General features: G+C 56.0%; 26 protein-coding genes. 19 read left to right on the top strand and 7 right to left on the bottom strand.

The genetic code is table 11. From position 1 onward, the window contains the following. Positions 1-46: 46 nt before the first annotated feature. On the top strand, positions 47-1381 hold the full coding sequence (locus SYNCC9605_RS14970) for a hypothetical protein (protein ID WP_071813071.1): 1335 nt from the start codon (positions 47-49) through the stop codon (positions 1379-1381). Between the two features lie 390 nt (positions 1382-1771). Here the strand turns inward: SYNCC9605_RS14970 and SYNCC9605_RS14965 are convergent, their stop codons facing one another. Both SYNCC9605_RS14965 and SYNCC9605_RS14960 read right to left on the bottom strand, forming a co-directional pair. Further along, a complete protein-coding gene (locus SYNCC9605_RS14965) occupies positions 1772-2344 on the bottom strand; it encodes a VOC family protein (protein WP_011365411.1) in 573 nt (190 codons plus the stop codon). Between the two features lie 435 nt (positions 2345-2779). Beyond that, the gene (locus SYNCC9605_RS14960) at positions 2780-3568 is read right to left on the bottom strand and encodes a hypothetical protein (protein ID WP_011365410.1); all 789 of its coding nucleotides are present in this window, start codon (positions 3566-3568) and stop codon (positions 2780-2782) included. A 1710-nt stretch (positions 3569-5278) separates the two neighbouring features. Between SYNCC9605_RS14960 and SYNCC9605_RS12390 the strand changes: the two genes are divergently transcribed. The 5 genes from SYNCC9605_RS12390 (at position 5279) to SYNCC9605_RS12375 (ending at position 10162) form a co-directional block, all read left to right on the top strand. Continuing rightward, on the top strand, positions 5279-6337 hold the full coding sequence (locus tag SYNCC9605_RS12390; RefSeq protein WP_011365408.1) for a GSCFA domain-containing protein: 1059 nt from the start codon (positions 5279-5281) through the stop codon (positions 6335-6337). Then, positions 6334-7131 carry a hypothetical protein gene (locus SYNCC9605_RS14955; RefSeq protein ID WP_011365407.1) on the top strand — a complete coding sequence of 266 codons (798 nt, stop codon included), beginning with the start codon at positions 6334-6336 and terminating at the stop codon, positions 7129-7131. The genes SYNCC9605_RS12390 and SYNCC9605_RS14955 overlap by 4 nt, the downstream gene beginning before the upstream one ends. A 395-nt stretch (positions 7132-7526) precedes the next feature. After that, on the top strand, positions 7527-8153 hold the full coding sequence (locus tag SYNCC9605_RS12385) for a hypothetical protein (protein ID WP_011365406.1): 627 nt from the start codon (positions 7527-7529) through the stop codon (positions 8151-8153). Between the two features lie 45 nt (positions 8154-8198). Beyond that, positions 8199-8510, top strand: coding sequence for a DUF6825 family protein (locus SYNCC9605_RS12380; protein ID WP_011365405.1), 312 nt, complete (start codon positions 8199-8201; stop codon positions 8508-8510). Then, positions 8510-10162 carry an ABC1 kinase family protein gene (locus SYNCC9605_RS12375; protein ID WP_011365404.1) on the top strand — a complete coding sequence of 551 codons (1653 nt, stop codon included), beginning with the start codon at positions 8510-8512 and terminating at the stop codon, positions 10160-10162. The genes SYNCC9605_RS12380 and SYNCC9605_RS12375 overlap by 1 nt, the downstream gene beginning before the upstream one ends. Before the next feature lie 17 nt (positions 10163-10179). Here the strand turns inward: SYNCC9605_RS12375 and eno are convergent, their stop codons facing one another. After that, positions 10180-11472: a phosphopyruvate hydratase gene (gene eno / locus SYNCC9605_RS12370; protein ID WP_011365403.1), complete on the bottom strand. Its 1293-nt coding sequence runs from the start codon at positions 11470-11472 to the stop codon at positions 10180-10182. A 112-nt stretch (positions 11473-11584) separates the two neighbouring features. Here eno and gloA point away from each other — a divergent pair, with 112 nt between their 5' ends. The 8 genes from gloA (at position 11585) to rplL (ending at position 18292) form a co-directional block, all read left to right on the top strand. Continuing rightward, positions 11585-11983, top strand: coding sequence for a lactoylglutathione lyase (gloA, locus tag SYNCC9605_RS12365; RefSeq protein ID WP_011365402.1), 399 nt, complete (start codon positions 11585-11587; stop codon positions 11981-11983). Positions 11984-11991: 8 nt separating this feature from the next. Further along, complete coding sequence (locus SYNCC9605_RS12360; RefSeq protein ID WP_011365401.1) at positions 11992-14766, top strand: ATP-dependent Clp protease ATP-binding subunit; 2775 nt, start codon at positions 11992-11994, stop codon at positions 14764-14766. A 70-nt stretch (positions 14767-14836) separates the two neighbouring features. Next, entirely contained in the window at positions 14837-15079 is a 243-nt protein-coding gene (gene secE, locus SYNCC9605_RS12355) for a preprotein translocase subunit SecE (RefSeq protein ID WP_041435259.1), read from the top strand. 21 nt (positions 15080-15100) lie between these two features. After that, the gene (gene nusG, locus SYNCC9605_RS12350; RefSeq protein WP_011365399.1) at positions 15101-15769 is read left to right on the top strand and encodes a transcription termination/antitermination protein NusG; all 669 of its coding nucleotides are present in this window, start codon (positions 15101-15103) and stop codon (positions 15767-15769) included. Between the two features lie 109 nt (positions 15770-15878). After that, complete coding sequence (gene rplK, locus SYNCC9605_RS12345; RefSeq protein WP_011365398.1) at positions 15879-16304, top strand: 50S ribosomal protein L11; 426 nt, start codon at positions 15879-15881, stop codon at positions 16302-16304. Between the two features lie 71 nt (positions 16305-16375). Next, on the top strand, positions 16376-17083 hold the full coding sequence (gene rplA / locus SYNCC9605_RS12340) for a 50S ribosomal protein L1 (RefSeq protein WP_011365397.1): 708 nt from the start codon (positions 16376-16378) through the stop codon (positions 17081-17083). Positions 17084-17320: 237 nt separating this feature from the next. Further along, positions 17321-17848: a 50S ribosomal protein L10 gene (rplJ, locus tag SYNCC9605_RS12335; RefSeq protein ID WP_006851480.1), complete on the top strand. Its 528-nt coding sequence runs from the start codon at positions 17321-17323 to the stop codon at positions 17846-17848. Positions 17849-17902: 54 nt separating this feature from the next. Next, positions 17903-18292 carry a 50S ribosomal protein L7/L12 gene (gene rplL, locus SYNCC9605_RS12330; RefSeq protein ID WP_011365396.1) on the top strand — a complete coding sequence of 130 codons (390 nt, stop codon included), beginning with the start codon at positions 17903-17905 and terminating at the stop codon, positions 18290-18292. A 273-nt stretch (positions 18293-18565) separates the two neighbouring features. Here the strand turns inward: rplL and SYNCC9605_RS12325 are convergent, their stop codons facing one another. Beyond that, positions 18566-19294 (bottom strand): DUF3747 domain-containing protein, encoded by a 729-nt coding sequence (locus SYNCC9605_RS12325; protein ID WP_011365395.1) that lies wholly within the window; start codon positions 19292-19294, stop codon positions 18566-18568. Between the two features lie 51 nt (positions 19295-19345). Between SYNCC9605_RS12325 and rnhA the strand changes: the two genes are divergently transcribed. The 3 genes from rnhA (at position 19346) to SYNCC9605_RS12310 (ending at position 22443) form a co-directional block, all read left to right on the top strand. Further along, positions 19346-20104 (top strand): ribonuclease HI, encoded by a 759-nt coding sequence (gene rnhA, locus SYNCC9605_RS12320; RefSeq protein ID WP_011365394.1) that lies wholly within the window; start codon positions 19346-19348, stop codon positions 20102-20104. An 8-nt stretch (positions 20105-20112) separates the two neighbouring features. After that, on the top strand, positions 20113-21294 hold the full coding sequence (locus SYNCC9605_RS12315; RefSeq protein ID WP_011365393.1) for a quinone-dependent dihydroorotate dehydrogenase: 1182 nt from the start codon (positions 20113-20115) through the stop codon (positions 21292-21294). 75 nt (positions 21295-21369) lie between these two features. After that, a complete protein-coding gene (locus SYNCC9605_RS12310; RefSeq protein ID WP_011365392.1) occupies positions 21370-22443 on the top strand; it encodes a threonine-phosphate decarboxylase in 1074 nt (357 codons plus the stop codon). A 1-nt stretch (position 22444) separates the two neighbouring features. Here SYNCC9605_RS12310 and SYNCC9605_RS12305 read toward each other — a convergent pair whose 3' ends face one another. Beyond that, positions 22445-23521 carry a UDP-N-acetylglucosamine--N-acetylmuramyl-(pentapeptide) pyrophosphoryl-undecaprenol N-acetylglucosamine transferase gene (locus tag SYNCC9605_RS12305; protein WP_011365391.1) on the bottom strand — a complete coding sequence of 359 codons (1077 nt, stop codon included), beginning with the start codon at positions 23519-23521 and terminating at the stop codon, positions 22445-22447. Positions 23522-23579: 58 nt separating this feature from the next. Between SYNCC9605_RS12305 and SYNCC9605_RS12300 the strand changes: the two genes are divergently transcribed. Further along, positions 23580-24317: a hypothetical protein gene (locus tag SYNCC9605_RS12300; RefSeq protein WP_041435256.1), complete on the top strand. Its 738-nt coding sequence runs from the start codon at positions 23580-23582 to the stop codon at positions 24315-24317. On the opposite strand, the gene SYNCC9605_RS12295 is transcribed toward SYNCC9605_RS12300, so the two are convergent. Then, the gene (locus tag SYNCC9605_RS12295; RefSeq protein ID WP_011365389.1) at positions 24314-25201 is read right to left on the bottom strand and encodes an NAD(P)-dependent oxidoreductase; all 888 of its coding nucleotides are present in this window, start codon (positions 25199-25201) and stop codon (positions 24314-24316) included. The two genes, SYNCC9605_RS12300 and SYNCC9605_RS12295, sit on opposite strands and share 4 nt — an antisense overlap. Positions 25202-25273: 72 nt before the next feature. Between SYNCC9605_RS12295 and SYNCC9605_RS12290 the strand changes: the two genes are divergently transcribed. Continuing rightward, positions 25274-25639: a hypothetical protein gene (locus SYNCC9605_RS12290; RefSeq protein ID WP_198002456.1), complete on the top strand. Its 366-nt coding sequence runs from the start codon at positions 25274-25276 to the stop codon at positions 25637-25639. 8 nt (positions 25640-25647) lie between these two features. Here the strand turns inward: SYNCC9605_RS12290 and pgk are convergent, their stop codons facing one another. Beyond that, positions 25648-26853, bottom strand: a complete 1206-nt coding sequence (gene pgk, locus SYNCC9605_RS12285; RefSeq protein ID WP_011365387.1) for a phosphoglycerate kinase — start codon at positions 26851-26853, stop codon at positions 25648-25650. Positions 26854-26905: the final 52 nt, after the last annotated feature.

Here is a 26905-nt window from a genome sequence, read left to right as displayed (position 1 = left end):
AGCTTGCCAAAAAGCTAATATCAAAAAATATTTAAATTTCCAAGGCATGTCTGGCTTTTTTAGACCTGGAAAATCTAATCGCACAAGTATTGAATTCCTTTTGGCTGATTTCATAAATGATAGAGATTCTAAAAGCTTGCTTGAACCCTTTTATGAAAAAAAATTGGATACACTTGCTAATTGCCAATGGGGAGATAAAGGACCTTTAGAAAAAGTTGTTAGATCGAACAATGATTTAAAAGAAATTCTAAAAAATCCTAAGATTTATAAGAATTCCATTTGCATAATAGAGCCGGCTAAGCATGTCGGCACTAATCCAAAAGGGAACGAGGTTAAAGCCTCTATAAATATTGCTTACTTATCTCAATACATAGCAGACTGCGATTCAATATTGATACCACTTTGGGAAACTGGTCCCTTAAATAAAGAACTTTTAATAGAATTGATAAAAAGTTGTACTATGTGCTTCATAGAGGGTGGATATCCAACTTTAAAAGATTATAAAAGCTTTGATGATGAGAATATTAATCTAGAAGATTTGCAAGACGTTGCGGAAGAAATTATCCTCTCAAGAGACTCAAGCTCATCCCCGACTATATTTATCTGCTTAGGTCATCAACTTGCCGCTCAGGCTCATATAGAATTAATTAAAAGGGCGACAGATCAAATTTTAAGTTTTTTGATTAATTTTGAGGGAAATAATTTCTATCTCAAAAATCTCAGGAAGAAGTGCGAAGAAATAATTTTGGTTGGAGAAAATTTATGTATTTATAAAGACGAAAAAATAGTTGCAAATGGTTGGAATCATAAATGTTTTGCAGTTGCACTTAACCTTAAGCCTGAAGTTGGGAAAGTGGACCTAGAGAGATATTCACATTCTGGATTACATCCTAGTGATGAATTTTCTAATTTGCTTATGAGTCACGAGCTTTCTCATGAACATGAACTTGGTATTGTCGAAAAATTTATTACTTATGAAAAAAATCTCCATATAGAAATGTTTCACAGCGATGTGGTTAATCAGGAAGCAATTCTTTTTGCTAATTGGGCATTTGGAGAATTGCATAAATCAGTTTATCCTATAAAAAAGAAGATATTGATGTCAGAGATATCTTGGATTCTAAATCTACCAACATCTGTTGAAATTGTTTGTTCAACTCGTGTAAATGGAGAAGTCTGCACGGAAGTAGCGGCTACTTGTATAAACTATTTGGATTATCAAACTCAAAAAATTAGAAAATCGTTTACCTTTCAATTTCACCCTGAGTTGCTAGAAGATTTATCAACCTTTCATAAAAATATGCCTGATTTTAAAAATTTGAAAGATGATGATGGAATTAGATTGCTTTCAAGAGTAATGTACCAGATGTTGATTGATTAGACGTGCTGTGCTCGAATGGGAAGGGTGGATTGCCAGTCGAAAAACTGTTGAAATGATATGAGTATTATCCGCCGGATGTCATTTCGGCATTATTAAGCACTGATTAGTGAAATAAAAAATCTATTATCGCAGGGGTTTTGGACAGTCGCTAGAGAAAAACTAATTGGACATTGCTATTGTTGTGGGCTGTGCTCTCGAGTTCGAGCTCAAAGCCTATTCGAGTTGGCTGGACGACTGGCTTGTTCGAAATGTAGCTACGCAAAACCATCAAAGCAGAAAACTTGATGAACCAGGATTCATTAATCAAATTATTATTAAAGATATCCTGTTATTTAAGATGAATATCTACGAGCAGATTTTTTCAATTTGCAAAAAATTGACTAAATCCTGTTAGTAAGGCTGTGAGAATTGAAGAAGATTGTCCTCGGGGTCACGAATAAAGAAATGCTTCTGTTTCAATGGTTTAATGTCAACCATGTCCCACGCGATATCAATGTCTCCTCGTTGCTTTACCTTTGCAACAAAGGATTCAAGATCATCTACAAAAAATTGCAATTGAGATGCACCTTGTCTTGGGCTGTGACCAGGTGGATTTGGTCGGACAAAGGCTTCAAACTTTTTGTCTTTGAGAAATTCAATTCTGATGCCTGAATTTGTTCCGCCTTTTACAGTGATAACGGTGGTGCCATAGTCAGGGAATACATTTAAGCGATCAATTTCGAAGCCAAATGCTTCTAAATACCAGTTAATTGTGTTGTAAATATCGTTAACAACAACTGTAACTGAAAATTCTGAGTGAAGTTTTAAAAGACTGCGAGATTCAGAGACATCAACCTCGTTAAGTTCGCGTTCTAGAAATGTGCCAATATCGCTATCGCTGGCCAGAAGGCTACGGTTTGGAGTAAATTCTTCAAAATTTTCTTCACAAATTTTTTTTGGACAATTTTCAAACGAAGTTGGCATTTTCGTTTCGGTTCTCTTGTCAAGTTAGGGAAAGTAGTACGAAGTAGTAAGTTTCTTTACAATATTTTAATCATTCTGAGTCTTATTTCTTGCTAAAACTTTATTTTTTAAATGGTTGTCAGCCCGTGCATTGACAGGGGATTTTTATTACTTCAACATTCTGACTAACCCATAAATCAGCCTTCAATACCTGGCACCATACTTGATAATTTCTCGGTATTAGATTTAGTAAGTCAAGATTAGACAATCGGAAGATGAGAATACTGCTTGCGCCACTTCTTCTTGCAGTCTCACTGCCAGCATTCGCTGAGGGAAAACCAAAGACTTATAAGGAATGCATTAAGAATGCGTCGGACAACAATACAAAGTGGTTTGAATACAAAGACGACGTAAACAAGTGCAGAGCTGAATTTGGCATAGCCGGCGAGTACTGAATTATTTATATAGGTGTGGAAAGTTAATTCGACGTTGCTCTAACCCATAAGCAACAACTGCATCCATCTCTGCTTGAGTTGGATTGTCTCCTAGAGCAGCACGACGAATTAGATATTCTCGATTGCGCTCATCGTGTTGTGGAGATGGTGAATGTGATTCTTTTACCTCCTCCACAATCTCTTCTAATGGCGCCGAATCTTTGATTGGTACATCATCGACATCATCAATAGGATTTAAAGGCATTACAGACGCTTCTGGCGAAGTCTGAGGCAATACATCTTTATCTGCGTCTTTGACGTTACGGACTTGCTTTGGATTTTGCCGTTCTTGGTCCATCCTCTGACGCAACTCAGCACTACTTGGAAGATCTCTCCCGAGTGCTTTCTCCATCAATGGAAAGATGATGTTGTCGCTAATGACATCAGACAGTGGTTCAACCAGCATCTGTGAAGCAGCACCAGCAACAGCAGTTAACAGGTTTCCTCTTATTTGTGGTTGGTAATGAACACTGCCACCTTTGATGACAATTGGTGATTGTGAACGAAAGGAAGGAGCAGAAAACTTTCCTGATGGATTCAGAGTAGGAACTGCTTTGCTTCCCAACACTTGATGTTGAGCATTTCGAATAACTGCTTGCTGTCGTGACATTGCATCAGACAACTGACGTTTGCTTATAGTTGCTGTTGGTTTTTCGATATAGCGTGTATTGGGATTGTTCTGCTCAGCGATACGTCTTGCATCTTCTCTACCTAAGTCATTGAAGGAAGAACTTTTCTCTACCTTCTGCAATGGTGCTTGGATTGGTTCATTCTGATATTAGACACCAGCAGTTGGCTCACGCATAGCGCGTTGCCGATGGTATTGATGACATTAAATACTGCTCCATTGAACGCCCAATACTCATGGGAATATCTTTGTGTCGACTGCAACCCGCCTGAATGGCAGTTGCTGAATTTTGCTTATTATGAGAAGGCTAAGGATATGTGTAAATTATCTCGGACCCAACTCGATTACATTCTCTCTATAAAGAAAGAGCGAGTAATGAGTTTGATTATTTTGGGCTTGATGAACACGAATGGACAAAAGGTATTGCAGAGGGAACGGGTATATTTTTCGCGGCAAATCCAGACATTGATTCCAATCAAAAAGCTGCTAATGATTTTTGCAAGTTTATGACACGGTCCATTGATCACTGGATGAAGGGCTATATTCATGAGCGATATTGACATTTTTTTGTTTATTCAAGAAGCGCGTACCAATAATAATAAAAAGGTGATCTCCATCGTGATGATGACTGCCCACCAAAAGGGTATGAAAGAGTAGAGCATAAATAATGCAAGTAAGACAAGAGTAAATTTCATCAATTCTCTTCTTATATTTTACCCTAATTTGCTATAGCGAATCGTTCAATCTTTCCTGGATTCCATTCTAATTTAACAAAAAGCTTCATTTGATGCCAACTTACCAGCGTTTTCTTCCCTTAAGTTCTGGTATTCCCCAAGAGGTATCTAGCTTGCGTTTTTTGTATAGAAGTAAGTCGCCTTTATTGTCTGTATAGTAAAAGTCGATTTCGTTGCCAAATGCACCAATATTGTACTTTTTTTCAATAATGCATTTGTAATATCACAGGCATATGGATAAATATTGGTGATTTTTTCAATTGTATTTCCCTTGACCCAAAAATAGTTTACCAATTCACTTCGTTCTAAAAATCTCCCTATTTTCATTATATATTGCGCGTGTCGAGTTAAATTAAAGCAGTCTTTTGTATTTTTTGGTCTATACCTTCTCTTTCGTACTTCTAAAAGCGAATACCCTCAAGATATCTAAACTCTTCTTTGGATAATGTATTCGGTGCCGATGGTGAGTAGATGTCTGAATACTGGTATTCGGCAAGAGATTCTGAACTTTCGGCAAATGACAGTAATGTCGCAACTATTAAGGTTTTCGTAACCGCCCTAAGCACTTTCTCGATTGCCTGCTGAATCACTTTACTCTGCTTTTGGTGTGGCATGGTGAGTAGTGGTCAATGAGAAAGATTCATACCGATGCCAATGTAAACTTCTCAATGCTGTTTGATATTGCTCAGTTTTGTTCTGAAAGAATCACATTTTTGGTAGTGAAAGGCCTTAAGGCGAAATACTGTCGTTAACCAAATGATTTTGCACATATTAGTTGCGAACTGACTGTATGAGTAGATCAAGTGGATCTAGATACATCTCTTTTCGTTTGAGGTTTAGTTCTTTCGTTCTCTCTCGGTCATTCCAGGAAGTGGTGTACTCATCGCATAACTCTCTTCCTGGAATTCGTTTGTAGTAAATGCGTTGCTTGATTGGTCGATGAGAGCATCTTGCAAAGCCTTCAGAGGCAGGTGCTGTTGAAAAAACTCACTCAAGTTACAGCAACTATCTCCAAGATGCGCAACAAGCATTAGTACTCTTCCATAGAGTTTAAAAAGAAATGTGTTAATATTGAAGAATATTGATTATTTAATTGTTCGTGGTTAAAAATCCCTATAATGATTTGCCTCAAAGTGCATTTTGGAAAACTGGGGTTGCTCAGGAAAATCCTAATGCTATAGAAGGTATTTACAAAAAAAAGTTTGACATATCTTCCAAGGCGCAGATCGCAACTGCGGGTTCCTGTTTTGCTCAGCATATTTCGCGTCACCTAAAGAAAAATGGATATAACGTTCTAGATGTTGAGCCTCCCCCGCCAAGTCTTCCTAAGGATTTGCGTCAAAAGTTTGGATACTCAATGTATTCTGCGAGGTACGGTAATATTTACACAGTCCGCCAATTAATGCAGCTTGCGCAAGAGGTTGCTGGCGAATGGTCTCCACAGAATTATATTTGGGAAAAGGATGGCAGATTTTTTGATGCACTGCGCCCCGCTGTCGAGCCTCAGGGTCTTAGCTCCTTAGTAGACGTTCAGTGCCATCGTCACTTCCATGTCTCAAGAGTCAAAGAGCTTTTTAAAAAGTTGGATGTGTTGATCTTTACTCTTGGCCTCACTGAGATGTGGGTGGATAAAAAGTATGGGACTGTATACCCAACAGCTCCTGGGGTTATTGCTGGTCAATTCGATGAAGATAGTTTTGAGTTTCAAAATCCCAATTTTCGATCGATCAATCGTGATATGCGTGAGTTTGTGAAAGTCATGAAGCGTATTCGAAAAAACAAAGATTTTAAGATGATTTTGACAGTTTCTCCCGTGCCGTTGACTGCTACTGCGAGTGGTAATCATGTACTCTCATCTACTGTCTATTCGAAATCGGTTTTAAGGGCGATAGCGGGGTATTGGGCTGAAAAAGATTTTGTTGACTACTTCCCTTCTTATGAGATAGTGACAAATCCGAGAAACCACTCAACTGGATTCTCCGATAATTTGAGATCAGTGAGGAGTGAAACTGTTGATGTGGTTATGAGGCATTTCTTTGCTAGTCATTCAATTATTAAATCCTCAAAAAATTCATTTTTTGAAACAATGAATCTTGATAAAGCCCAGGATGATGGTGTTGAGTGTGAGGAGGAGTTGTTGGAGGTATTTGGGCCGTGAGCAATTTTCTCGCTATAGGATCCTCGCAATTAGCTGGTTTTCTAAAGGGATTTCGTCTCTTCGACAAGAAGTTGGCTGAAACCTTTGACTTTGCAGCTTTGTGGGAAACAGGTTTTGGATACTTGAATTTAGAGTTAGACGGTTTGATCCGTGCTCCCGATCTTGTGCCAAATGTTAACAATCGATATAAATATAATCTCCAAGATGTATGGTGTATAGCAGATTCTTGTGGTAATAAGTACAAGGGGAAAGTGCCTTGCATTCATGATTACCAGAAAATTTTTATCGTGGCTTCTCCGTGTAAATATTTTGCGCCATTTTATTACCCGAAGAATAGCACTCCTTTTTTGCTCTCTCCCTCTGTTGTTGAGTCGTGTTTCGATTCATGGCAGATTGATAGACAATTCGAGTCTATTAATCCTTGGCAATTTCGAGTATCTCCTGTTGTTAGACAACTCATTCGGAGTTGTCCCGATAAAGTAGTTTTTATTGGCGCTCCATTGCCGTTAGAGCATTTAGAGCCAGAATATTTTGAACCCTTGCGAGAGGTTTTAAAGAGTGACAGTGTTTTAAAAGACGTTCATTTTCAGAATGTCGAATCTATTCGTCTTCTATGTAATCGCTATCAAGCAGATTCACGGAATGCATGTGATGTGGTTTTGCCATCTGACGAGCTTTTGTGCGGCCTAAAATTAACTACACGATCGATCTATTCTGAGGGAACTGTGTGGCACGCGGGATCTGAGTACTGGCGTAAAATGATTGCGAAAATTATTGATCTTTACGTTTCCTGAATTTCTATATGTCAAAGTGTAGGTGTATTCTTAGTAAGAACTTCCATGATAATCGTACTTATTTTGAGTGCTATGGCTCTCTGTTGTTTGCGGCTAAAAATTCGGTTTGATTGCGGTTAATTTTTGCTGTTGATATTTTTTTAATGTCGCATTCGGCGCGTCTTTGTGGCTCGTGCAACCGAGTCAACGCCGTAAATTTTTTTGTCACCTCTTCCCTTTGACGAATTTAGTTTGTGAGAGGTTGTGTTGGGTTAAGGCTGCCCTATTGCGACGGCGGTTGGGTTGTTGATGCATGGCCATGCGAATAGGGTCAGGGTCTGTAAAACGGTTGCGATTGCATAGATTTCCTTGTCCTTAGATCTCTGTCACAATCCAAGTCTCCGTCAGACCCATTCGTGGACCAGACCAGCTCCCCTGACGCTCCTGAAGAAACCCAGTCCCGTTTCTGGGTGGCCCCCCTTGTGGCTGGTTGTTGTTTCGCCCTCGGTTACGGCATCACCGAGCGGGTGCTGACACTTCAGGCCAATGCTCAGGACCCTGTCCCCGAGGCCTTCACCCCGCTCGCGTTTCCAGGGGATTCTCTGCAGGAGATTCGGGACCGGTTAAATGACAACGATTCATCCCTGCAAGTGGATGTCACAGCCCTAGAGGCCGCCGAGGCTGCGAGCCGCCCGGCCCAGCCAGCGGTCAAGGAGACGCCCAAGCCCGATATGGCTCTGCAGACGCCCCAACCCCCGGTGTGGACGGCCCCAGCCTGGTCTGACCCCCAAACCATTGCCCCCGACCTTGAGGGAGACGACGGGGCCGCTCCCTCATCCGCCCAGGAGCCCGCACTTGAGCTTGATGAAGGCAATGCCGATTCCCTGGTGCTCCCTGAGGAGTCCATCGAGGTGATGCCTGCTGTGGTTGTTCCAGACGGTGAGTCACCGGTCTTGGTGGCTGAGCCGGAACCTTTTGTGCTTCCTCCTGGCGCGGAAGCCTTTTTCGAAGTCGTTGAGCCCGTGACCCCGCCCCAGCCTTGATCTCCTCTTGGATCTGCCACAGTTGAAGCTGTCTGCATTCGGTCCATGGGCTCGTCGGAGGCCTTGATTCGCGCCACGGTGAACCGCATCAGTGCGCGCCTTGGTCACGGCGTTGCGGACGCGGCAGCGGAGTTGGCGGTCTTGGCGAAAGACGCCCCGCAACGGCTGCGCCAGGAATGGGATCTGTTTCAGGACGAGGTGCGTGCCGAAGCGGAACGGATTGAACGGGGTGATCAGGCCACGGTTAATACCGATGTGGCGTCGTCGTCGGAACCATCGGACAACCCACAGGCGGTGATCGATCGTCTTCGGGCAAAGGTGGCTGATCTGAGCCAAGCGATCGAGGCACGCCCCTGATGCTCGGACTGCTGCGAGCGCTCCGCATCTGGCGCGCTGTCCTGACGCTGCTGCTGCTGCTTTGGTGGGATGGCCAGTCCTGGACCTACCGCGGTGGTGTCACCGCCGAGCGTCGTGCCCGCCGTCAGCAACATCGAGCCCGTTGGTTGACGGCTGAGCTGCTGTCTCTGGGCTCCGCCTTCATCAAGCTGGGGCAACTGCTCTCCGCACGCCCAGACATCCTTCCCGCGGGTTGGGTGGCCGAACTGGCGGCACTGCAGGACAGCGTTCCGGCCTTCAGTTTTGATCAGGTGCAGACCGTGCTTGAACAAGAGCTGGGTCCGCGCTGTGCCGAGGTGATCGACCTCGACCCCGAGCCCCTGGGTGCTGCCTCGCTGGCCCAGGTGCATCGCGCCAGCCTGCGCAGTGGCCGGCAGGTAGTGCTCAAGGTGCAGCGCCCTGGGCTCGATCGCCTGTTTCGCCTTGATCTGGAGGTGATGCAACAGGTGGCAGCTGTGCTGCAACGCAATCCCAGTTGGGGGCGTGGTCGTGATTGGCCGGCGATGGCACGAGAATGTCGCCGTGTGCTGCTGCGTGAGCTCGATTTCCGCGTTGAGGCGCAATACGCCGCTCGTTTTCGTCAGCAATTTCTGGATGATGAACGCATCAGGATCCCTGGTGTGATCTGGGAGTTGAGCACCCGCCGTGTGCTGTGCCTCGACTACCTGCCCGGCATCAAGGTCAACGACCGTGAGGCGTTGATCGAAGCCGGCGTTGATCCGGCCGCGGTGGCTGAGGTGGGTGCAGCCAGTTATCTCAAGCAGTTGGTGCGGTTTGGTTTCTTCCATGCCGACCCCCATCCCGGCAACCTCGCCGTGGCGAGTGATGGAGCGCTCATCTACTACGACTTCGGGATGATGGGGCTGTTGTCAGACAGCTTGCGTCGTCGTCTGGGAGCCATGGTCCGCGCCGCTGCTGCAAGGGATTCAGCGGCGTTGGTGGAGGAAATGCAGGCGGCTGGGGTGATCTCCGGTGGCATTGATGTGGGTCCAGTGCGCCGTCTCGTGCGGCTGATGCTGCAGGAGGCCCTCACCCCACCCTTCACGGCCAATGCGATCGACAAACTCTCCGGCGATCTCTACGACCTGGTCTATGGCCAGCCCTTTCGTCTGCCGGTTGAGCTGATCTTTGTGATGCGGGCGTTGTCCACCTTCGAGGGTGTTGGCCGCAGCCTCGATCCCGCTTTTAGCTTGGTGGCGATCGCCAAGCCTTATCTCCTTCCACTCATGACCTCCAGCGGCTCCGGCAGCAACGATCTGTTCAACGAACTCGGCCGTCAGGTCGGGGCCCTCAGCAGCCGTGCTGCGGCCTTCCCGCGGCGCTTGGACGAAAGCCTGGAACGTCTGGAGCAGGGAGATCTTCAGCTCCAGGTGCGGCTGGGTGAATCGGATCGTCAGTTCCGCCGGATGGCCCTGGCTCAGCAATCGATTGGCCAATCGGTGTTGCTCGGATGCCTGGCTTTGGCCACCGCCATTGTGGGTGCCAGTGCCCGCCCGCTCTGGTCGCTTCTCCCGGCTGCTGCTGCCTTGCCGGTGGGCTTGGGCTGGTTCCGAATGCAGGTCAAGATCCGTCGTGATCAACGGTTGGAGCAGTTGCCCGGTTCCAACCGTTGAACGTTTGTCGGGGGCGATCAGGCCTTGCCGCGAGGGCCCTGGCCAACTGCTCCGGCGTACACAGCCTGGCTGCCCAGCTCGTCCTCGATGCGCAGCAGCTGGTTGTACTTGGCAACCCGCTCGCTGCGGCTGAGGGAACCGGTCTTGATCTGTCCGGCGCGGGTGGCGACGGAGAGGTCGGCGATGGTGGTGTCTTCGGTTTCGCCACTGCGGTGGCTGATCACGCTGGTGTAGCCGGAGCGGCCTGCCAGGTCGATGGCCTGGAGGGTTTCGGTAAGCGAACCGATCTGGTTCACCTTGATCAGGATCGAGTTGGCCGTGGCACTGTCGATGCCCTGTTGAAGACGCTTGGTGTTGGTCACGAACAGGTCGTCACCCACCAGCTGCACCTTGCCGCCGAGGCGTTCGGTCAGCAGCTTCCAGCCATCCCAGTCGTCTTCAGCCAGACCGTCCTCGATCGAAACGATCGGGAATTTCTCCACCAGTTGCTCGAGTTGGCCCACCATCTCGGCGCTGGTGTAGCTGCCGCCATCGAAGGCATAGCGGCCGTTCTCGAAGAATTCGGTGCTGGCCACGTCCAGGGCTAGGGAGATCTGCTCGCCGGGCTTGTAGCCCGCCTTGCTGATCGCTTCCACCAGGATTTCGCCGGCTTCCACGTTGCCCAGATCGGGTGCGAAGCCGCCTTCATCGCCCACGGCTGTGCTCATGCCCTTGTCGCTGAGCAGTTTCTTGAGCGTGTGAAACACCTCGGTGCCCATCCGTAGGGCTTCGCGGAAGCTCGGAGCCCCGTGGGGCACCAGCATGAATTCCTGGAAGTCCAGGCTGTTGGCGGCATGGGCGCCACCGTTGATCACGTTCATCAATGGCACCGGCAACAGGTTGGCCATCGGCCCACCGAGATAGCGGTAGAGGGGTATGCCCAGCCCGTTGGCAGCAGCGCGGGCGGTGGCCATGCTCACCGCCAAGATCGCGTTGGCTCCCAGGTTGGATTTGTTGTCGCTTCCGTCCAGCTCCAACATGGCGGCGTCCACAGCCGCCTGATCCAGGGCGGAAAGGCCGCAGAGGGCCGTTGCGATCCGCTCTTCGATGTGGTTCACGGCCTGGCCCACGCCCTTGCCCATGTAGCGGTCGCCGCCGTCACGCAGTTCGTGGGCTTCGTGGGCACCAGTGCTGGCACCACTGGGAACGATGGCCCGTCCCATGGCACCTCCTTCGAGCAGCACCTCGGCTTCAACCGTGGGGTTGCCGCGGGAATCGAGCACCTCTCGGGCCACGATGGTGTCGATGACGAGGTCGAGGGAATCGATCACGTTGAGACGGACGCTTAACCTGGGGATCTTATGGGTCGCCCCTCTCTCTCGTGTTGTGACGGGTCATACCTGGCCAGAATGACGGCAGGTTCACGCTGCACGACGCTCAACCATGCGGATGCTTCACACCATGCTCCGGGTCGCTGATCTGGAGCGGTCTCTGGGCTTCTACACCGAGGTCCTGGGCATGCAGCTTCTGCGTCGAAAGGATTACCCCAGCGGCCGCTTCACCTTGGCCTTTGTTGGCTATGGCTCGGAGAAAGACCACACGGTCCTGGAACTCACCCACAACTGGGACACCGACAGCTACACCCTGGGTGATGCCTACGGCCACATCGCGCTGGGGGTGGAGGACATTCACAGCACCTGCGCTGGCATTGCCGACAAGGGTGGTCGTGTGGTGCGGGAGCCTGGTCCGATGAAGCACGGCACCACGGTCATCGCCTTTGTTGAAGATCCGGATGGCTACAAGGTGGAATTGATCGAGATGTCCTCCAAAGCCCACGCCTGAAGAACCGGATGACTTCATCGCCAGCGTTGAACGGCAGCCTCACTCATGAGCCGGATCGCTTCAGCGACGCGGCCTGGGATCTGCTGCTCAGTGGTCAGGACGTCGCCCGTCGCTGGCGTCATGAGCAGTTGGACGTGGAGCATCTGATCCAGGTGCTGTTCACCGATCCCGCGTGCCGCCGCCTGGTGGAGCGTTTGCCCCTCCCCATCGATGCGCTTTTGGATCGATTGGAGGATGAGCTGGCCGATCAGCCCTCGGGGCGAGGCGCTGAGCTCTTCATCGGTGATGACCTGGAACAGCTGCTCGATTCGGCTGATGCCATCCGTCGGCGCTGGAATGGTGACGTCATCGATCTGCCGGAGGTGCTGATGGCCATTGGTGCCGATCCTCGCATCGGTGCTGATCTGTTCGCCGGCTTTGGTTTGTCGGCCGATGCCCTGGAGCAGTTGATCCAACCGGGTATGGATGACCGGGTTCCTGGCGTGACCGTTCCACCCCAGGAGCGGTCGATGCCGCGGTCTCAGCCCGAGGTGCAGCAAGAAGCGCCCCGTCGTGAACGGATGGCGCGCGTTCCCTCCATCCCCGGTGCAGTGCGCGGGCCAGAGCCTGTCGCTCCTGTCACCCCCCAGTCGCCTGCTCCTGAGGCCCCCTTGCCGGAGCCCCCCACGGCCTTGGAGTCTTATGGACGGGATCTCACCGAAGAGGCGGAAGCAGGCAGCCTGGATCCGGTGATCGGTCGCAATTCTGAAATTCGCAACCTGATCAAGGTGCTCTCGCGCCGAAGCAAGAACAATCCGGTGCTTATCGGTGAACCCGGTGTTGGCAAAACAGCGATTGCGGAGCTGCTGGCGCAGCGGATGGTGGCGGGTGAAGTGCCGGAGTCGCTGCAGGGTCTGCGGCTGGTGGCGCTGGATCTCGGGGCTTTGATTGCCGGTGCCAAGTTCCGCGGTCAGTTCGAGGAACGCCTGCGCTCGGTGCTCGAGGAAGTGAGTGGTTCCGATTCCGGGGTGGTGTTGTTCATCGACGAGCTGCACACCATTGTCGGCAGTGATCGCAGCAGCACCGATGCCGGCAGCCTGTTGAAACCAGCCCTCGCCCGTGGCGATCTGCGCTGCATCGGTGCCACCACGCCAGAGGATTACCGGCTCACGGTGGAAAAGGATCCGGCCCTCAACCGCCGCTTCCAGCAGGTGGTGATCCGGGAGCCGGATCTGGAGCTGAGCCTCGAAATTCTGCGCGGCCTGAAGGAGCGCTACGAGCTGCACCACGGCGTCAACATCACCGATGAGGCCATTCAGACCGCCAACCGTCTCGCCGACCGCTACATCAGCGATCGCTGCCTGCCGGACAAAGCCATTGATCTGATCGATGAGGCGGCGGCGCAACTGAAGATGGAGGTCACCTCCAAGCCCCAGGTGGTGGAGGAGGCCGAGGCGGATCTGCGCCGCGTTGAACTGGCCTTGCTTGCCGCTGAGCAGGCCCCTGAAGCGGAGCGGATTCAGCTCCAACGCAACCGGCTTGAAGTGTCCACACGACTGGACGATCTGCGGCGGCGCTGGCAGGAGGAGCGCGGTCAGCTCGAGGAGCTCGGCCAGCTGCTCCAGCAGGACGAAGACCTGCGCCATGCCATCGCTGAGGCCGAGCGGGATGGTGACCTCGAAGAGGCGGCTCGCCTGCAGTACGACCAGCTGCATCGGGTGCAGCAGCGCCGGGATGAACTGGAGGCGTCCCAGGCGGAGGCCCAGTCCGCCGGAACAGGTCTGCTGCGCGAGCAGGTGGAGGCTGGTGACATCGCGGATCTGGTGGCCCGTTGGACCGGGATCCCCGTGCAGCGTCTGTTGGCAGGCGAGCGGCGCAAACTTCTGGATCTCGACGCCCATCTCGCGGAACGGGTGATTGGTCAGGGCGAGGCGGTGACGGCCGTTGCCGCTGCCATCCGCCGGGCCCGGGCCGGCATGAAGGATCCCCGTCGTCCGGTGGGATCGTTCTTGTTCCTGGGGCCGACCGGCGTCGGCAAGACCGAGCTGGCGAAGGCCTTGGCGGGGTCGCTGTTTGATGAAGAGGAAGCACTGGTTCGCCTCGACATGAGTGAGTTCATGGAGCGGAATGCCGTGGCTCGGCTCATCGGTGCTCCCCCCGGCTATGTCGGCTACGAGGAAGGGGGACAACTCACGGAGGCCGTGCGCCGTCGTCCCTACGCGGTGCTTCTCCTTGATGAAGTGGAGAAGGCCCATCCCGATGTTTTCAACCTGCTGCTGCAGGTGCTGGATGACGGCCGGCTCACCGATTCCCAGGGCCGCACCGTTGATTTCCGCCACACCGTGGTTGTGATGACCAGCAATCTGGCCAGCCCGGCGATCCTTGAACATGCCCGCTCAGGATCCACGGATGAGTCAGCCCTGCAACAGCAGGTGGATGCAGCGCTCTCCAGCCAGTTCCGGCCTGAATTCCTCAACCGCATCGATGAGGTGATTCGTTTCCGCCCCTTGGAGGTCTCTGATCTGGTGCGAATTGTTCAGTTGCAACTGAAGGATCTCGCTGCCCTGTTGGCCGAGCAGGGGCTTGCCCTTCAGGTGGAAGATGCTGTTGCCGAGGCCATGGCCCGTCAGGGCCACGAACCGGAGTACGGGGCGCGACCGCTGCGTCGGGTGTTGCGGCGCCAATTGGAAAATCCGCTCTCCACCCTGCTGCTTGAGGAGCGCTTTGCCGGAGCCAGTGGCGTGACGGTGCGGCTGGGGGAGGCCGGCACGGATGCTCTGGTGTTCGATCCAGTGGGGGTTTGAGGGCATCCGGTAAGGTGTCTGTTTGGCGAAGTGCCTACCGGCACCGTTGTCAACTTCCGGTCCCATCCCCGTGACCAGCCCCATCTCTGAGGACACCACCACAACTGACGGCTCCAAGGCCGCTGCCGATTCCACCAAATCCGGTGGTTTTCTTGCGGACACGGTTGATGAGCTGAAACTCGTGGTCTGGCCTAGCCGCCAGCAATTGTTCAGCGAATCCATCGCTGTGATCCTGATGGTCAGCCTTTCGGCCGCCACCATCGCGGCTGTCAGTCGCTTATTTGGGTGGGCTTCGTCCCAGGTGTTCCGCTGACTCGATATCACATTTCTCGCCGTGCCCGACGACCTGACCACACCGGATGCCCCTGAGGTGCTTGATCTGCCGGCCCCGAACGAGGGGGAAGACAGCACTTTGCCTGCGGCGGCTGTCGCCAACACGGCCATCGCCCGTTGGTACGCCGTTCAGGTGGCCTCCAGCTGCGAGAAGAAGGTCAAGGCCACCCTGGAGCAGCGGGCCGTCACCCTCGGGGTGAGCAACCGGATTCTTGAAATTGAGATTCCCCAGACCCCTGCCGTCAAGCTAAAGAAGGACGGCACCCGTCAGTCCACCGAGGAGAAGGTCTTCCCCGGTTATGTGCTGGTTCGGATGGTGCTCGATGAGGACACGATGATGGCGGTGCGGAGCACCCCGAACGTGATCAATTTCGTCGGTGCTGAAGACCGGCGCGCCACCGGTAAGGCCCGCGGCCACATCAAGCCTCGTCCCCTCAGCCGCTCTGAGGTGGATCGCATCTTCAAACGCGCTGCCGAGAAGAAGACCGTCGTCAAGGTGGATCTCACCGAAGGCGATCAGATCCTGGTGACTGCTGGTCCGTTCAAGGACTTCCAGGGCGAGGTGATCGAGGTGTCCGGCGAGCGCAACAAGCTCAAGGCCCTGCTCTCCATCTTCGGTCGCGAGACCCCGGTGGAACTGGAGTTCTCTCAGATCAGCAAACAGAACTGACCTGGCGGCGGCCGTCTCCCTGCGGAGGGCGGCCTTGGGAGTGGGCAACCATTCCGCCGCACCCGACTCGAGGGTCTGGTGATCCGCAGCTGTCCAAACCCCCCAGCCGATGGCCAAGAAAGTCGTAGCTGTGATCAAGCTGGCCCTAGATGCCGGCAAAGCCAACCCCGCGCCGCCGGTGGGCCCTGCCCTCGGTCAGCACGGTGTGAACATCATGATGTTCTGCAAGGAGTACAACGCTCGGACGCAGGACAAAGCCGGTTATGTGATTCCGGTGGAGATCTCGGTCTTCGAAGACCGCAGCTTCACCTTCATCACCAAGACGCCTCCGGCGTCGGTGTTGATCACCAAGGCCGCAAAGATCCAAAAGGGATCCGGTGAGTCCGCCAAGGGCAGTGTTGGATCGATCAGTCGGGCTCAGCTCGAGGAGATCGCCAAGACCAAGCTCCCCGACCTCAACTGCACCAGCATTGAGTCCGCCATGCGGATCATCGAAGGCACCGCCCGCAACATGGGCGTTTCCATCAGCGACTGACGTCGCTGCATCGCTTCTCCAACCCATACGGGGGAGGCATCCCTGATGTCGTCTGAACCCCAACTCTGAACATGCCCAAAATCTCCAAGCGTCTGGCCAGCCTGGCCGGCAAGATCGAGGACCGTGCTTACGCACCCCTCGAGGCGATTGCCCTGGTGAAGGACAACGCCAACGCGAAATTCGACGAGACGATGGAGGCACATGTGCGCCTCGGCATCGATCCGAAGTACACCGACCAGCAGCTGCGCACCACCGTGGCTCTGCCTAACGGCACCGGTCAGTCCGTGCGCATCGCTGTGGTGACCCGCGGTGAGAAGGTGGCTGAAGCCAAAGCCGCTGGTGCTGAACTCGCCGGTGAAGAAGACCTGGTGGAAAGCATCAGCAAGGGCGAAATGGATTTCGACCTGTTGATTGCCACCCCCGACATGATGCCCAAGGTGGCCAAGTTGGGTCGGGTTCTCGGCCCCCGTGGCTTGATGCCCAACCCCAAGGCAGGCACCGTCACCACGGACCTCGAGGCCGCGATCAAGGAATTCAAGGCCGGCAAACTTGAATTCCGTGCCGACCGCACCGGCATCGTCCACGTCCGCTTCGGCAAGGCCAGCTTTAGTGCCGATGCCCTGCTGCAGAACCTCAAGACCCTGCAGGAAACCATCGACCGCAACAAGCCCAGCGGTGCCAAAGGCCGCTACTGGAAGTCCCTGTATGTGACCTCCACCATGGGTCCTTCCGTTGAAGTCGATTTCTCTGCTCTGCAGGACATCGAGCAGGGGAGCTGATCCGGCTCTCCTCTACAATTAACTATTGGCGAAAGCCAAATCGGGCACGCGCCCGGCCAGAGACAGCAGGATGTCCCTGGGAGTGACGTCAGTCATTCCCGTTGATGTAATCCCTGCCGAGGCAGACGCGACACGGTTTTTCCCATTCGGGATTGGATCGGCACGCGGCCTCGTCTTCCTTTCGAAGACTCGATCGGCCGTGTGCCCAGCTTGTTCCTTTGATCCGATCCAATCCCTATGGGCCGCACGCTGGAGAACAAGCAGCAGATCGTCGGAGAGCTCAAAGAGCTCCTCGCCGACGCCGAACTGGCACTTGTCCTTGATTTCAAGGGCCTGTCCATCAAGGAAATGTCTGACCTGCGGGATCGTCTGCGGGCCAGCGACAGCGTTTGCAAGGTGACCAAAAACACCTTGATGCGCCGTGCCATTGATGGTGACAGCAACTGGGCCAGCCTCGACTCCCTGCTTACCGGAACCAACGCCTTCGTCCTGGTGAAGGGCGATGTTGGTGCCGGTGTGAAGGCCGTTCAGACCTTCCAGAAGGAACTCAAGAAGTCCGAGACCAAGGGTGGCCTTTTCGAAGGCAAGCTCCTGTCTCAGGACGAGATCAAAGCCATTGCCGATCTCCCCTCCAAGGAGCAGCTCATGGCTCAGATCGCCGGTGCCATCAACGCCGTGGCCACGAAGGTCGCTGTGGGCATCAACGAGGTTCCCTCTGGTATGGCCAGGGCGCTCAAGCAGCACGCCGAAGGCGGCGAAGGCTGATTCGGCCCTGCCGAGACCACTGTTCATTGATCTGTTGCTTCCCCTTTCAAAACCATGTCTGCAAAAACCGACGAAATTCTCGAATCGCTGAAATCCCTCTCCCTGCTTGAAGCTTCCGAGCTGGTTAAGCAGATCGAAGAGGCCTTCGGTGTGTCCGCCGCAGCATCTGCTGGTGTTGTGATGGCTGCCCCTGGCGCTGCTGGTGGCGGTGGCGAGGCCGCTGAAGAGAAGACCGAATTCGATGTGATCCTCGAAGGCTTCGAGGCCTCCGCCAAGATCAAAGTCCTCAAAGCTGTCCGCGAGGCCACTGGCCTGGGTCTGGGCGACGCCAAGGCTCTGGTCGAGGCTGCTCCCAAGGCCTTCAAGGAAGGTGTCTCCAAGGAAGACGCCGAGGCTGCCAAGAAGGCCATCGAAGAAGCAGGCGGCAAGGTCACCCTCAAGTGATCGCCTTGGGAGAGGGCTTGTCCCTCTCCCCCTGTTCTCTTTCAGATGCCGGTTCTGTTGAGAGCTGGTTTTTTTTTGTGTTTTTGTCTGAGCAACAAAAAAGCCCCGCCAAAGGCGGAGCTTTTGTCGAGAGGAACACGTTCAGGAGTCTGTCCTTGTTTCGACCCTGAAGTAGCGTTCAGCACTCCTCACACAAGATCAAATTAAGGGCGGAGATTCCATTATCAGCCCCTGTCTGTGCGCTCTCCCAACTGGCACTGTGACGGTTTGTCCTCAGCGGCGGTAAGGAATCACCTGCAGCCGGATCGGAGCAGTGCTGGCGAGGCGTGTGGTTCGTCGGCGTGATGCTGGTGCAGCGGGCAACAGCGGTGGAGTGATCGGCGCCATCGGGGCTCCCAGTCGGCTTAAGCGTGAGCGATGGCCGCGGCTGCTTGCGATGGCTAGCAGCCGGTTCACCGGTTCCTGGTGGGCGAAATACAGGTGGTTCAACGGGCGTCCCTGGTAAACCCGACGTTCCAAAGCCCAGCCCGGTTCCAGCCTCAAGGCCACGAACCCGTTGGGATCGCGGCGAGCTGGTGCGGCAGCCTGACCCACCAGCAGTGGTGCCCGTTGCTGGGGGTCCAGCGCCTCAAGCTTCAGCGATGTGCCGGATCGCTTGAGCCGGAAGCGGAAGCGGGTTCCAAGGTCTTGGCCCCCGCTGCGCAGCGAGTAGCCATTGCTGTCCAGGTAGCGCTTGCAGATGCCGCTGAAGTTGAAGCGATTCAGGCTGGGCTCCACCAGTCCGTCCTGCCGTGCCCTCCAGCAGCGCGGTTGGACCTTGATCTGTTCCAGCACCAGCAGTTTCCACTGGGCCCTGCCTATCGGTTGGGCCAGCACAGCAAAGTGCTTCTCTGGCATTGCAGCACTGTCAAACAAGGCCCGTGCTGCGGCCTCCTGCGACAAGCCTGCGGCCAGAAGCCCTACGGCAGTCAGGCCGGCAGCCCGCAGGTAGGTTCGGCTCATCCACGGTGACGCCAGAAACCGTGTTGTACCGAACAGTGTTGGGACCGATCAATGGCGGAAGGACGGGGACGGGTCGTGGCTGCAGCAACGGATGGTGCCTGCAGCGGCAATCCAGGTCCGGGGGGTTGGGGCGCGTTGTTGCGTTTCGAAGATGGCAGCGTTGAGGAATTCGGTGGCCATGCGCCCGACACTACCAACAACCGCATGGAACTGCAGGCGGCATTGGAGGTGCTGCAACGGCTGGAGCAGCTGCCCCGTCATCCGGATCTCACCCTGCGCACTGACAGCAAATATCTGATCGATGGCCTGGGCTCCTGGATCAAAGGCTGGAAGCGCAAAGGTTGGAAAACGGCTGCTGGCAAGCCCGTGCTCAACCAGGACCTCTGGAAGGCCCTGGATGCTGCCCGTCTGGATGACGTCCCCCTGAGCTACGTCAAAGGCCACAGCGGTGATCCCGACAACGAACGGGTGGATCGCATCGCCGTGGCGTACTCCCATAACGCTCAGCCGCCCTTGGCTCTGAAGCAGGGATCGTCGGAGCTGCCCTCCTCCAAGGCCGCACCAGGCGCATCATCTGAGGTCGCCCCCAAGCCACTGCTGCAGCTGTTGTCGCGCTTGGAGCTTGCCGATCGCTTGGCACAGGGTGGTTACAGCCTGTCGCTGCTGGAGCTGGCGCAATTGGTGGAAAAGCCGCTCAAACAGCTGGAAACCAAGGCTGAGAGCTGGATCTGGAGGGATTGGACCATCGAGCCCCAGGCGGAGGGGCGCTGGACCCTGCAGCGTCGCGAGGCAGGATCAGAACAGTCCTGAGCCAGCGCATGTCGCCGTCCTCTTCGGCCGGACCGCTCAGCAGCGGTGCCTTCTATCAGCGTTGGCTTGGCCCGGTCCTGGCGCGGGACGACGGTCTGGATGCGGAACAGCTGTCGCGCACTGCGCTTACGGCTCTAGGTCAGGCCAGCCTGCGGCGGCGCTGGCCCGGGGTGTCCACGGTGCTGGATGGTGTGGCGGCGGATCTGCAACGGCGTGATCTGCGCTTGGAACAGGTGTTGTTTGGCTGCCGCTTCCCCAACCCGGTGGGTTTGGCGGCGGGATTCGACAAGAACGGTGTGGCGGCTGGCATCTGGGATCGCTTCGGCTTTGGCTTCGCCGAAGTGGGCACCGTCACCTGGCATGGCCAGCCGGGCAACCCCAAACCACGCCTGTTCCGTTTGGCTGAGGAGCAGGCCGCGTTGAACCGGATGGGATTCAACAACGATGGCGCCAAGGCACTATTGAAAACGCTGGAGCGTCAACGCCTGGACCCGCCCGGCCGGCGGCCAGCGGTGCTTGGGATCAACGTTGGCAAATCCAAGATTACGGCTCTGGAGCAGGCACCGGACGACTACGCGGCTTCTCTGGAGTTGTTGTCCTCCTTGGCGGACTATGCGGTGATCAACGTCAGTTCCCCCAACACCCCCGGTCTGCGGGATCTGCAGGACACAGCCCAGTTGCGGCGTCTGGTTGAGCGGCTGCGAAGGCTGCCGGCTTGCCCGCCGTTACTCGTGAAAATCGCACCGGATCTTGATGATGAGTCGATTGATGCCGTGGCCCGTTTGGCCTTTGAAGAGGGCCTGGCCGGTGTGATTGCGGTCAACACCAGTCTCAATCGGTTGGGCCTTGAGCAACGGCATCTGCCGCAGACCGGGCGCACCCTGGCGGAGGAGGCTGGTGGTCTCAGCGGTGCCCCCCTGCGCCATCGGGCCCAGGAGGTGATCCGTCGCTTGCGGGCCAGTGCTGGTCCGGCGCTGCCGTTAATCGGTGTGGGTGGGATTGATTCTCCTCAAGTTGCCTGGGAGCGCATCACCGCAGGTGCCTCCCTGGTGCAGCTTTATACGGGCTGGATTTTTCAGGGGCCGGATCTGGTGCCGCGGATTCTGGAAGGCTTGCTGCTGCAGTTGGATCGCTATGGCCTGCGCACGATTGCGGAGGCGTCAGGAAGTGGCTTGCCCTGGCAGGACTGAACGTGTTGCTTCAAAGGAACCTCATCTGCTCGATGTTGCGCCCTTAAATGTCCCTGCGTTTTATCGGGAGTCGGGATGGGCGTCGACCTGCGCCATGGCGGTAACCGCGACGCAACCGCCGCCAGATTGAACTGCAGGCCATCGCAGTTGCTGGATGCCAGTGCCTCCCTGGCTCCCTGGAGCCCGAACTGCTCCCGTATCTCCCTAGTTGCTATCCGCGATTATCCCGATCGCGGCCAAGCGTCCCTGCGTCAGGCGATGGCGGGCTTGCACGGTTTGGATCCTGATTCTGTGTTGCCCGGCAACGGTGCGGCTGAGTTGTTCACCTGGGCGGCGCGCGACGCGGCCGCCATAGGGGTTAGTGGGCTTATCTCTCCTGGGTTTGCCGACTACCGGCGGGCTTTGCAGTGCTGGAACGCTCCGTGGATTGACGAGCCCTTGGCGTTGACCTGGCATCACGCTGGCCCGCTGGTCCATCCCCCCCTGCAGGCATCAGTGGCCTGGATCTGTAATCCCCACAACCCCACGGGGCAGCTCTGGAGTCGTGCGTCGTTGGAGCCTCTGCTCGCGACTCATGGGTTGGTGATCTGCGATGAGGCCTTCCTGCCTTTGGTGCCTGATGGGGAGGAGCAATCGATGATTCCGCTGGTCGAGCACCACCCCAATCTTGTGGTGATTCGCAGCCTCACCAAGTTGTTTGGGGTGGCGGGTTTACGCGTTGGGTATGCCATTGCGCACCCGGATCGCCTCAAGCGTTGGCGGGACTGGCGGGACCCTTGGCCAGTCAATGGCATTGCTGCAGCGCTGACTGAGAGGTTGCTGGTTTCTCCGAGGCGGTATGAGCGTTGGTGCCGCCGAGTGCAGCACTGGACCGCCACCGAGGGGGCTTGGATGCAAAGGCGCTTGGCGGGTTTGCCGGGGTTATGCCCTATGCCCTCCAGCGCCAATTTCCTCTTGATCTTCGGTGCGGGTTCGCTGGTCCCTTTGCAGAAAGCTCTGGAACGAAACCATCACATTCTTTTGAGGGATTGCCGCAGTTTTCAGGGGCTCGGCGAGAACTGGCTCCGGATCGGATTGCAATCGCGCCGCAACAACCGCCGCATCGTGAGGGCGTTGCGTGAGGAGTTGAAGCGCAGCCCTCTGGCTTGATTCACTTCACCAGCGTCTGAAGCAAGGCCGCCAGCTGCCGTTCGGCATCCCTTTCCGCCAGGGCCTGCATGCCTTCACGCATCTGAGCGAGCGGGTCGGATGCTGAATCGGGCTGCTCCAGCTTCACGGCCAGGAGCCTTTGCACGGTGGACAGCAACACGGGTTGCTCCGGCTCGTGTTGATGCACGATCACGGCCGCACCGAGGGATGCCGCACAGGCGGCATTGGCCTCCTGGTGCTGGTCTGCCGCCTGCGGGAATGGCACCAGCACGGCTGGGGTGCAGCAGACCGCCAGTTCACTGATGCTGCCGGCCCCGGCGCGGCTGATGGCCAGGTCAGCATGTTGCAGCAGCCCGGGAATCTCATCGCTGAAGCGGCGTTCCACCAATTGTGGGTGTTGCAGCTGCTCGATGTCGGGGTCGTTGTCGCCGGTGAGGTGCACCACGCGGCAGCCCTGCTGCAACAGGGTCGGCACCGCCGCACGCACCATCCGGTTGAGGCCAACGGCGCCTTGACTGCCGCCCATCACCACCAGGAGCGGCCCGGCGCCATGGGGGACCCAGCTCGGCAGGGGTTGTGGGGTCAGAAAGCTGGAACGCACCGGTGTTCCCGTCAGCACTGGCTGGCTGCCTGGGATGCGCTTGGCGGCTGCGGGGAGGCCGATGGCCACGGCGCTGCAGAAGCGACCCAGCAATCGGGTGACCCGCCCCGGGATGGCATTGGATTCATGCAGCACCACGGGAATGCAGCACCAACGCGCCGCCAGGATCGCTGGGGCGGCGATGTAACCGCCTGTTGTGAAAACCGCGTCGATCGCGTTTCGCCGGATCGCTCGCCGCACGCTGACGCTGGCGAGCAGCAGCCGCAGCAGCTGCAGCAGCTTTTTGAGCCCGCGACCCTGCAGCCCACCGGCGTTCACACACACCAAACCAAAGCGTTCTGGCACCAGTTGTGTTTCGAGGCGATCGGGCACGCCAACCCAGCTCACAAGCCACAGGTCTTCAACGGCTTCAGCAACTGCTAGAGCGGGGAAGAGATGGCCGCCGGTGCCGCTGGCGGCGATCAGAAGCCGGGTCATTGCGTCGGCCGTCACCGCTCACCAGGCCTAACTTAATTGGGTTGTCGCGTTCCGGCCCGTGCGTCGTTTCCTGGGAGTCACGCTCGTCTCGGCCATGGCGATGCTGTTGTCGCCAACCCATTCCGTCGCGCAGTCCGCTCGCGAAGGAAGTGCCTTGGAACGTTTCAGTGATCGCCTGCAAACAGCCTTGAACAGTGGCAGTGCGTCAGCGCTCGACACGCTGACCAGCGTTGATCTGCAGCCGGTGCTGACCGAGCGCTTTGCACGATTCCAGCAGGATTTCCCCGAGGTCACCTGGCAAGTGAAACCCGCAGCGCCCACGCCGGATGGCCGCCCGACCCTGAGCCTGCGGGTGCGGGGTGTCGCTGAATCCGAGGGGCTGACTTATGCCCTGGAGGCCAGCGAAGAGATAGCGATTCGTCTGGACAATGGTCAGCTGGTGGAACAGGAACTGTTGGCCCAGGAGTCGTTGCTGCGCAGCGGTGAACGCCCCTTGGCCGTCAAGGTCGCCATCCCCGATGTAGTGCTCACTGGCAGTCGCTACGACGTCGACTTGATTGTTGAAGAGCCGCTGGGCCAGGCCTTGGTGGCGGGTGGCTTGATCAACCTCACTGATGAGCAGCTGTTGGCTCAGATGCGCCCCAATCTGACGCTGGCGCCCCAGGGTGGTGGTGGGTTGTTCAAGAGCGTTCAGGCACCGCAGCAACCAGGTTCGCAGTCCTGGGCCCTGATGTTGGTGCATCCCGATGGGGTGGTGACGGCCACCAAGAGGGTGAGGGTGGTCAGCAGCAACTAGCTCTCCTGCCTCGTTTGGTTCCAGCGGTGCAGGGCGGACACGTCCTCATCACCATGGCCATTGGTGATCAGATCGAGTTCCAGCTGTTCCACCAGCGTGGTGACGGGCAGATCCAGTTGGACGGCCTTGGCTGCATCAAGGGCAATCCCGAGATCCTTGCGATGCAGGCTGAGTCGGAAGCCTAGGGGGTAGCTGCCGTTCAGCATGGCGGTGCTTCGATGTTCGAGGGCCCAGGAGCCGGCGGCGCCGGTTTTGAGGGCATCGATCACCTGTGGCATCGGTAGATCGAGCTGCTGGCCCAGGGCCACCGCCTCGGCGACGGCGGCATAGCTGCCGGCCACCAGCACCTGGTTCACGGCCTTCACTTGCTGCCCCCGCCCCACGCCGCCGAAGTGATGAATGGAGCCTCCAATTACCTCGAGGATGGGCTGAACTCGTTCCAGAAGCTCGCTGGCTCCTCCCACCAGGACCGTGAGGCTGCCGCGTTTGGCGCCTTCCGTGCCACCGGTGACGGGGGCATCCAGGTAATGGACGTTCTGGCCTGCCAGGCGTTCCCCACAGCGTTGGGCTGTGGCGGGAGCAATGGTGGAGCAATCCAGCACCACACTGCCATCGCTCAGCTGTGATGCGGCACCGTTGGGGCCGAACAACACCTCTTCAACGGCTGCATCGTCGCTGACGCAGAGCAGCAGCACATCCACGCCAGTACTGGCGTCGGCTGGGCTGGAACACCGAATCGCACCCTCGAGCCCCGCGCTGGTTTCGGCGTTACGGCTGCGGGTGTGCACGCGTAGTGGAAACCCTGCGCGGTGCAGGTTGATCGCCATGGGCAAGCCAAGAGCCCCCAACCCCACGAAGCCCAGGCTCAGGTCACATCTGGTCATGACTCACGGCGAAGCAATCAGATCCTGATTGACGGATCACTCCAGAATGGATCTATCCCGATGGTCTGAATGATGCGCATCTCCACGGCTTCCCTCGCTTTCGCTGCCCTGTTGGCGGCCCCGGTGATCACGATCGCTCCATCGGATGCGGCCGGTCGTGACGAGTCTCCCGCGCAGGCCGAAGTGCTGTTCCAGGCCCGCAAGACCTGGTTCAAGGACAACTACCAGCGTCGACTTGATCTGCTGCAGAGCCATCAGATCTGCGTTGATGCGGCCTCATCACTGGATGAGTTCAAGATGTGCCGCAAGGACAAGAAAAAAGCCCGGAAGTCCCTCAAGCAGGACTACCGGGCATACATGAACAAAGTGCGGAATCAGCTGGGGCTTCCGGCGCGCGCCGGAAAACCCGCTGCCAACGGCCGCAGGCTCGAGGCCTGAGCCGCTGATCAGGCGGCGTCAAGGGCAGCCACGCCGGGCAGCACTTTGCCTTCCAGCAGTTCGAGGCTGGCGCCGCCGCCGGTGGAGATGTGGGACATCTTCTCGGCCAGTCCTGCCTTCTCGACGGCTGCCACGGAGTCACCGCCACCGATGATCGTGCAGCAGCCCTTGCCGCTCAGGTCGGCCAGGGTGGTGGCGATGGAGTTAGTGCCAGTAGCGAACTTGTCGAACTCGAACACGCCCATGGGGCCGTTCCAGATCACGGTCTGACAGTCGGCCAGGGCCTCCTGGAACACCTTGATCGAGTCGGGGCCGATGTCGAGGCCCATCCAGCCATCGGGGATGGCGTTGATGTCAGCGGTCTGGCTGTTGGCATCGGGGGCGAAGTTGTCGGCCAGCACCACGTCGGTGGGCAGCAGCAGTTGCACGCCGTTGGCCTTGGCCTTGGCTTCCAGCTCCTTGGCCAGTTCCAGCTTGTCCTCTTCCACCAGGCTCTTGCCCACCGAGAGGCCGCGGGCCTTGTAGAAGGTGAAGATCATGCCGCCGCCGATCAGCACCTTGTCGCACTTGTCGATCAGGGTGTCGAGCACGCCAATCTTGGAGCTCACCTTGGAGCCGCCGACGATGGCAGCCAGGGGACGCTTGGGCTCATCCACGGCACCCTGCAGGTACTGAAGTTCCTTCTCCATCAGGAAGCCGGCGACGGAGGGCTTGAGGAACTTGGTCACGCCCTCGGTGGAGGCGTGGGCACGGTGGGCGGCGCCGAAGGCGTCGTTCACGTACACCTCAGCCAGGCCTGCGAGTTTCTCAGCGAAACCGGCTTCGTTCTTCTCCTCTTCAGCGAAGAAACGCACGTTCTCCAGCAGCACCACATCGCCGTTGGCCATGGCGCCCACCTTGGCTTCGGCGTCGGGGCCAATGCAGCTGTCGGTCTTGGCCACGGGCTTGCCCAGCAGTTCGCTCAGGCGAGCGGCCACGGGGGTGAGACGCATGGCGTCATTCACCTGGCCCTTGGGACGGCCGAAGTGAGCGGACAGGATCACCTTGGCGCCTTTGCCGATTAGGTCGTTGATCGTGGGCAGGGCGGCACGGATGCGGGTGTCGTCGGTGATCGCACCGGTGTCGTTCAGGGGCACGTTGAAGTCAACCCGCACGAGAACGCGTTTGCCGCTCAGGTCGCCGGCGTTGAGGCTGGCCAGGGAACGCTTCGCCATAGGGTTGTGTCGTGCGGTAAGAAAACGGGGTGAGATTAACCCGTGTGAATGG

The sequence above is a fragment of the Synechococcus sp. CC9605 genome, from assembly GCF_000012625.1.
GTDB lineage: Bacteria > Cyanobacteriota > Cyanobacteriia > PCC-6307 > Cyanobiaceae > Parasynechococcus.
Note: the sequence above shows the minus strand (reverse complement) of the source record. Positions and strands in the feature narration are given on the sequence as shown.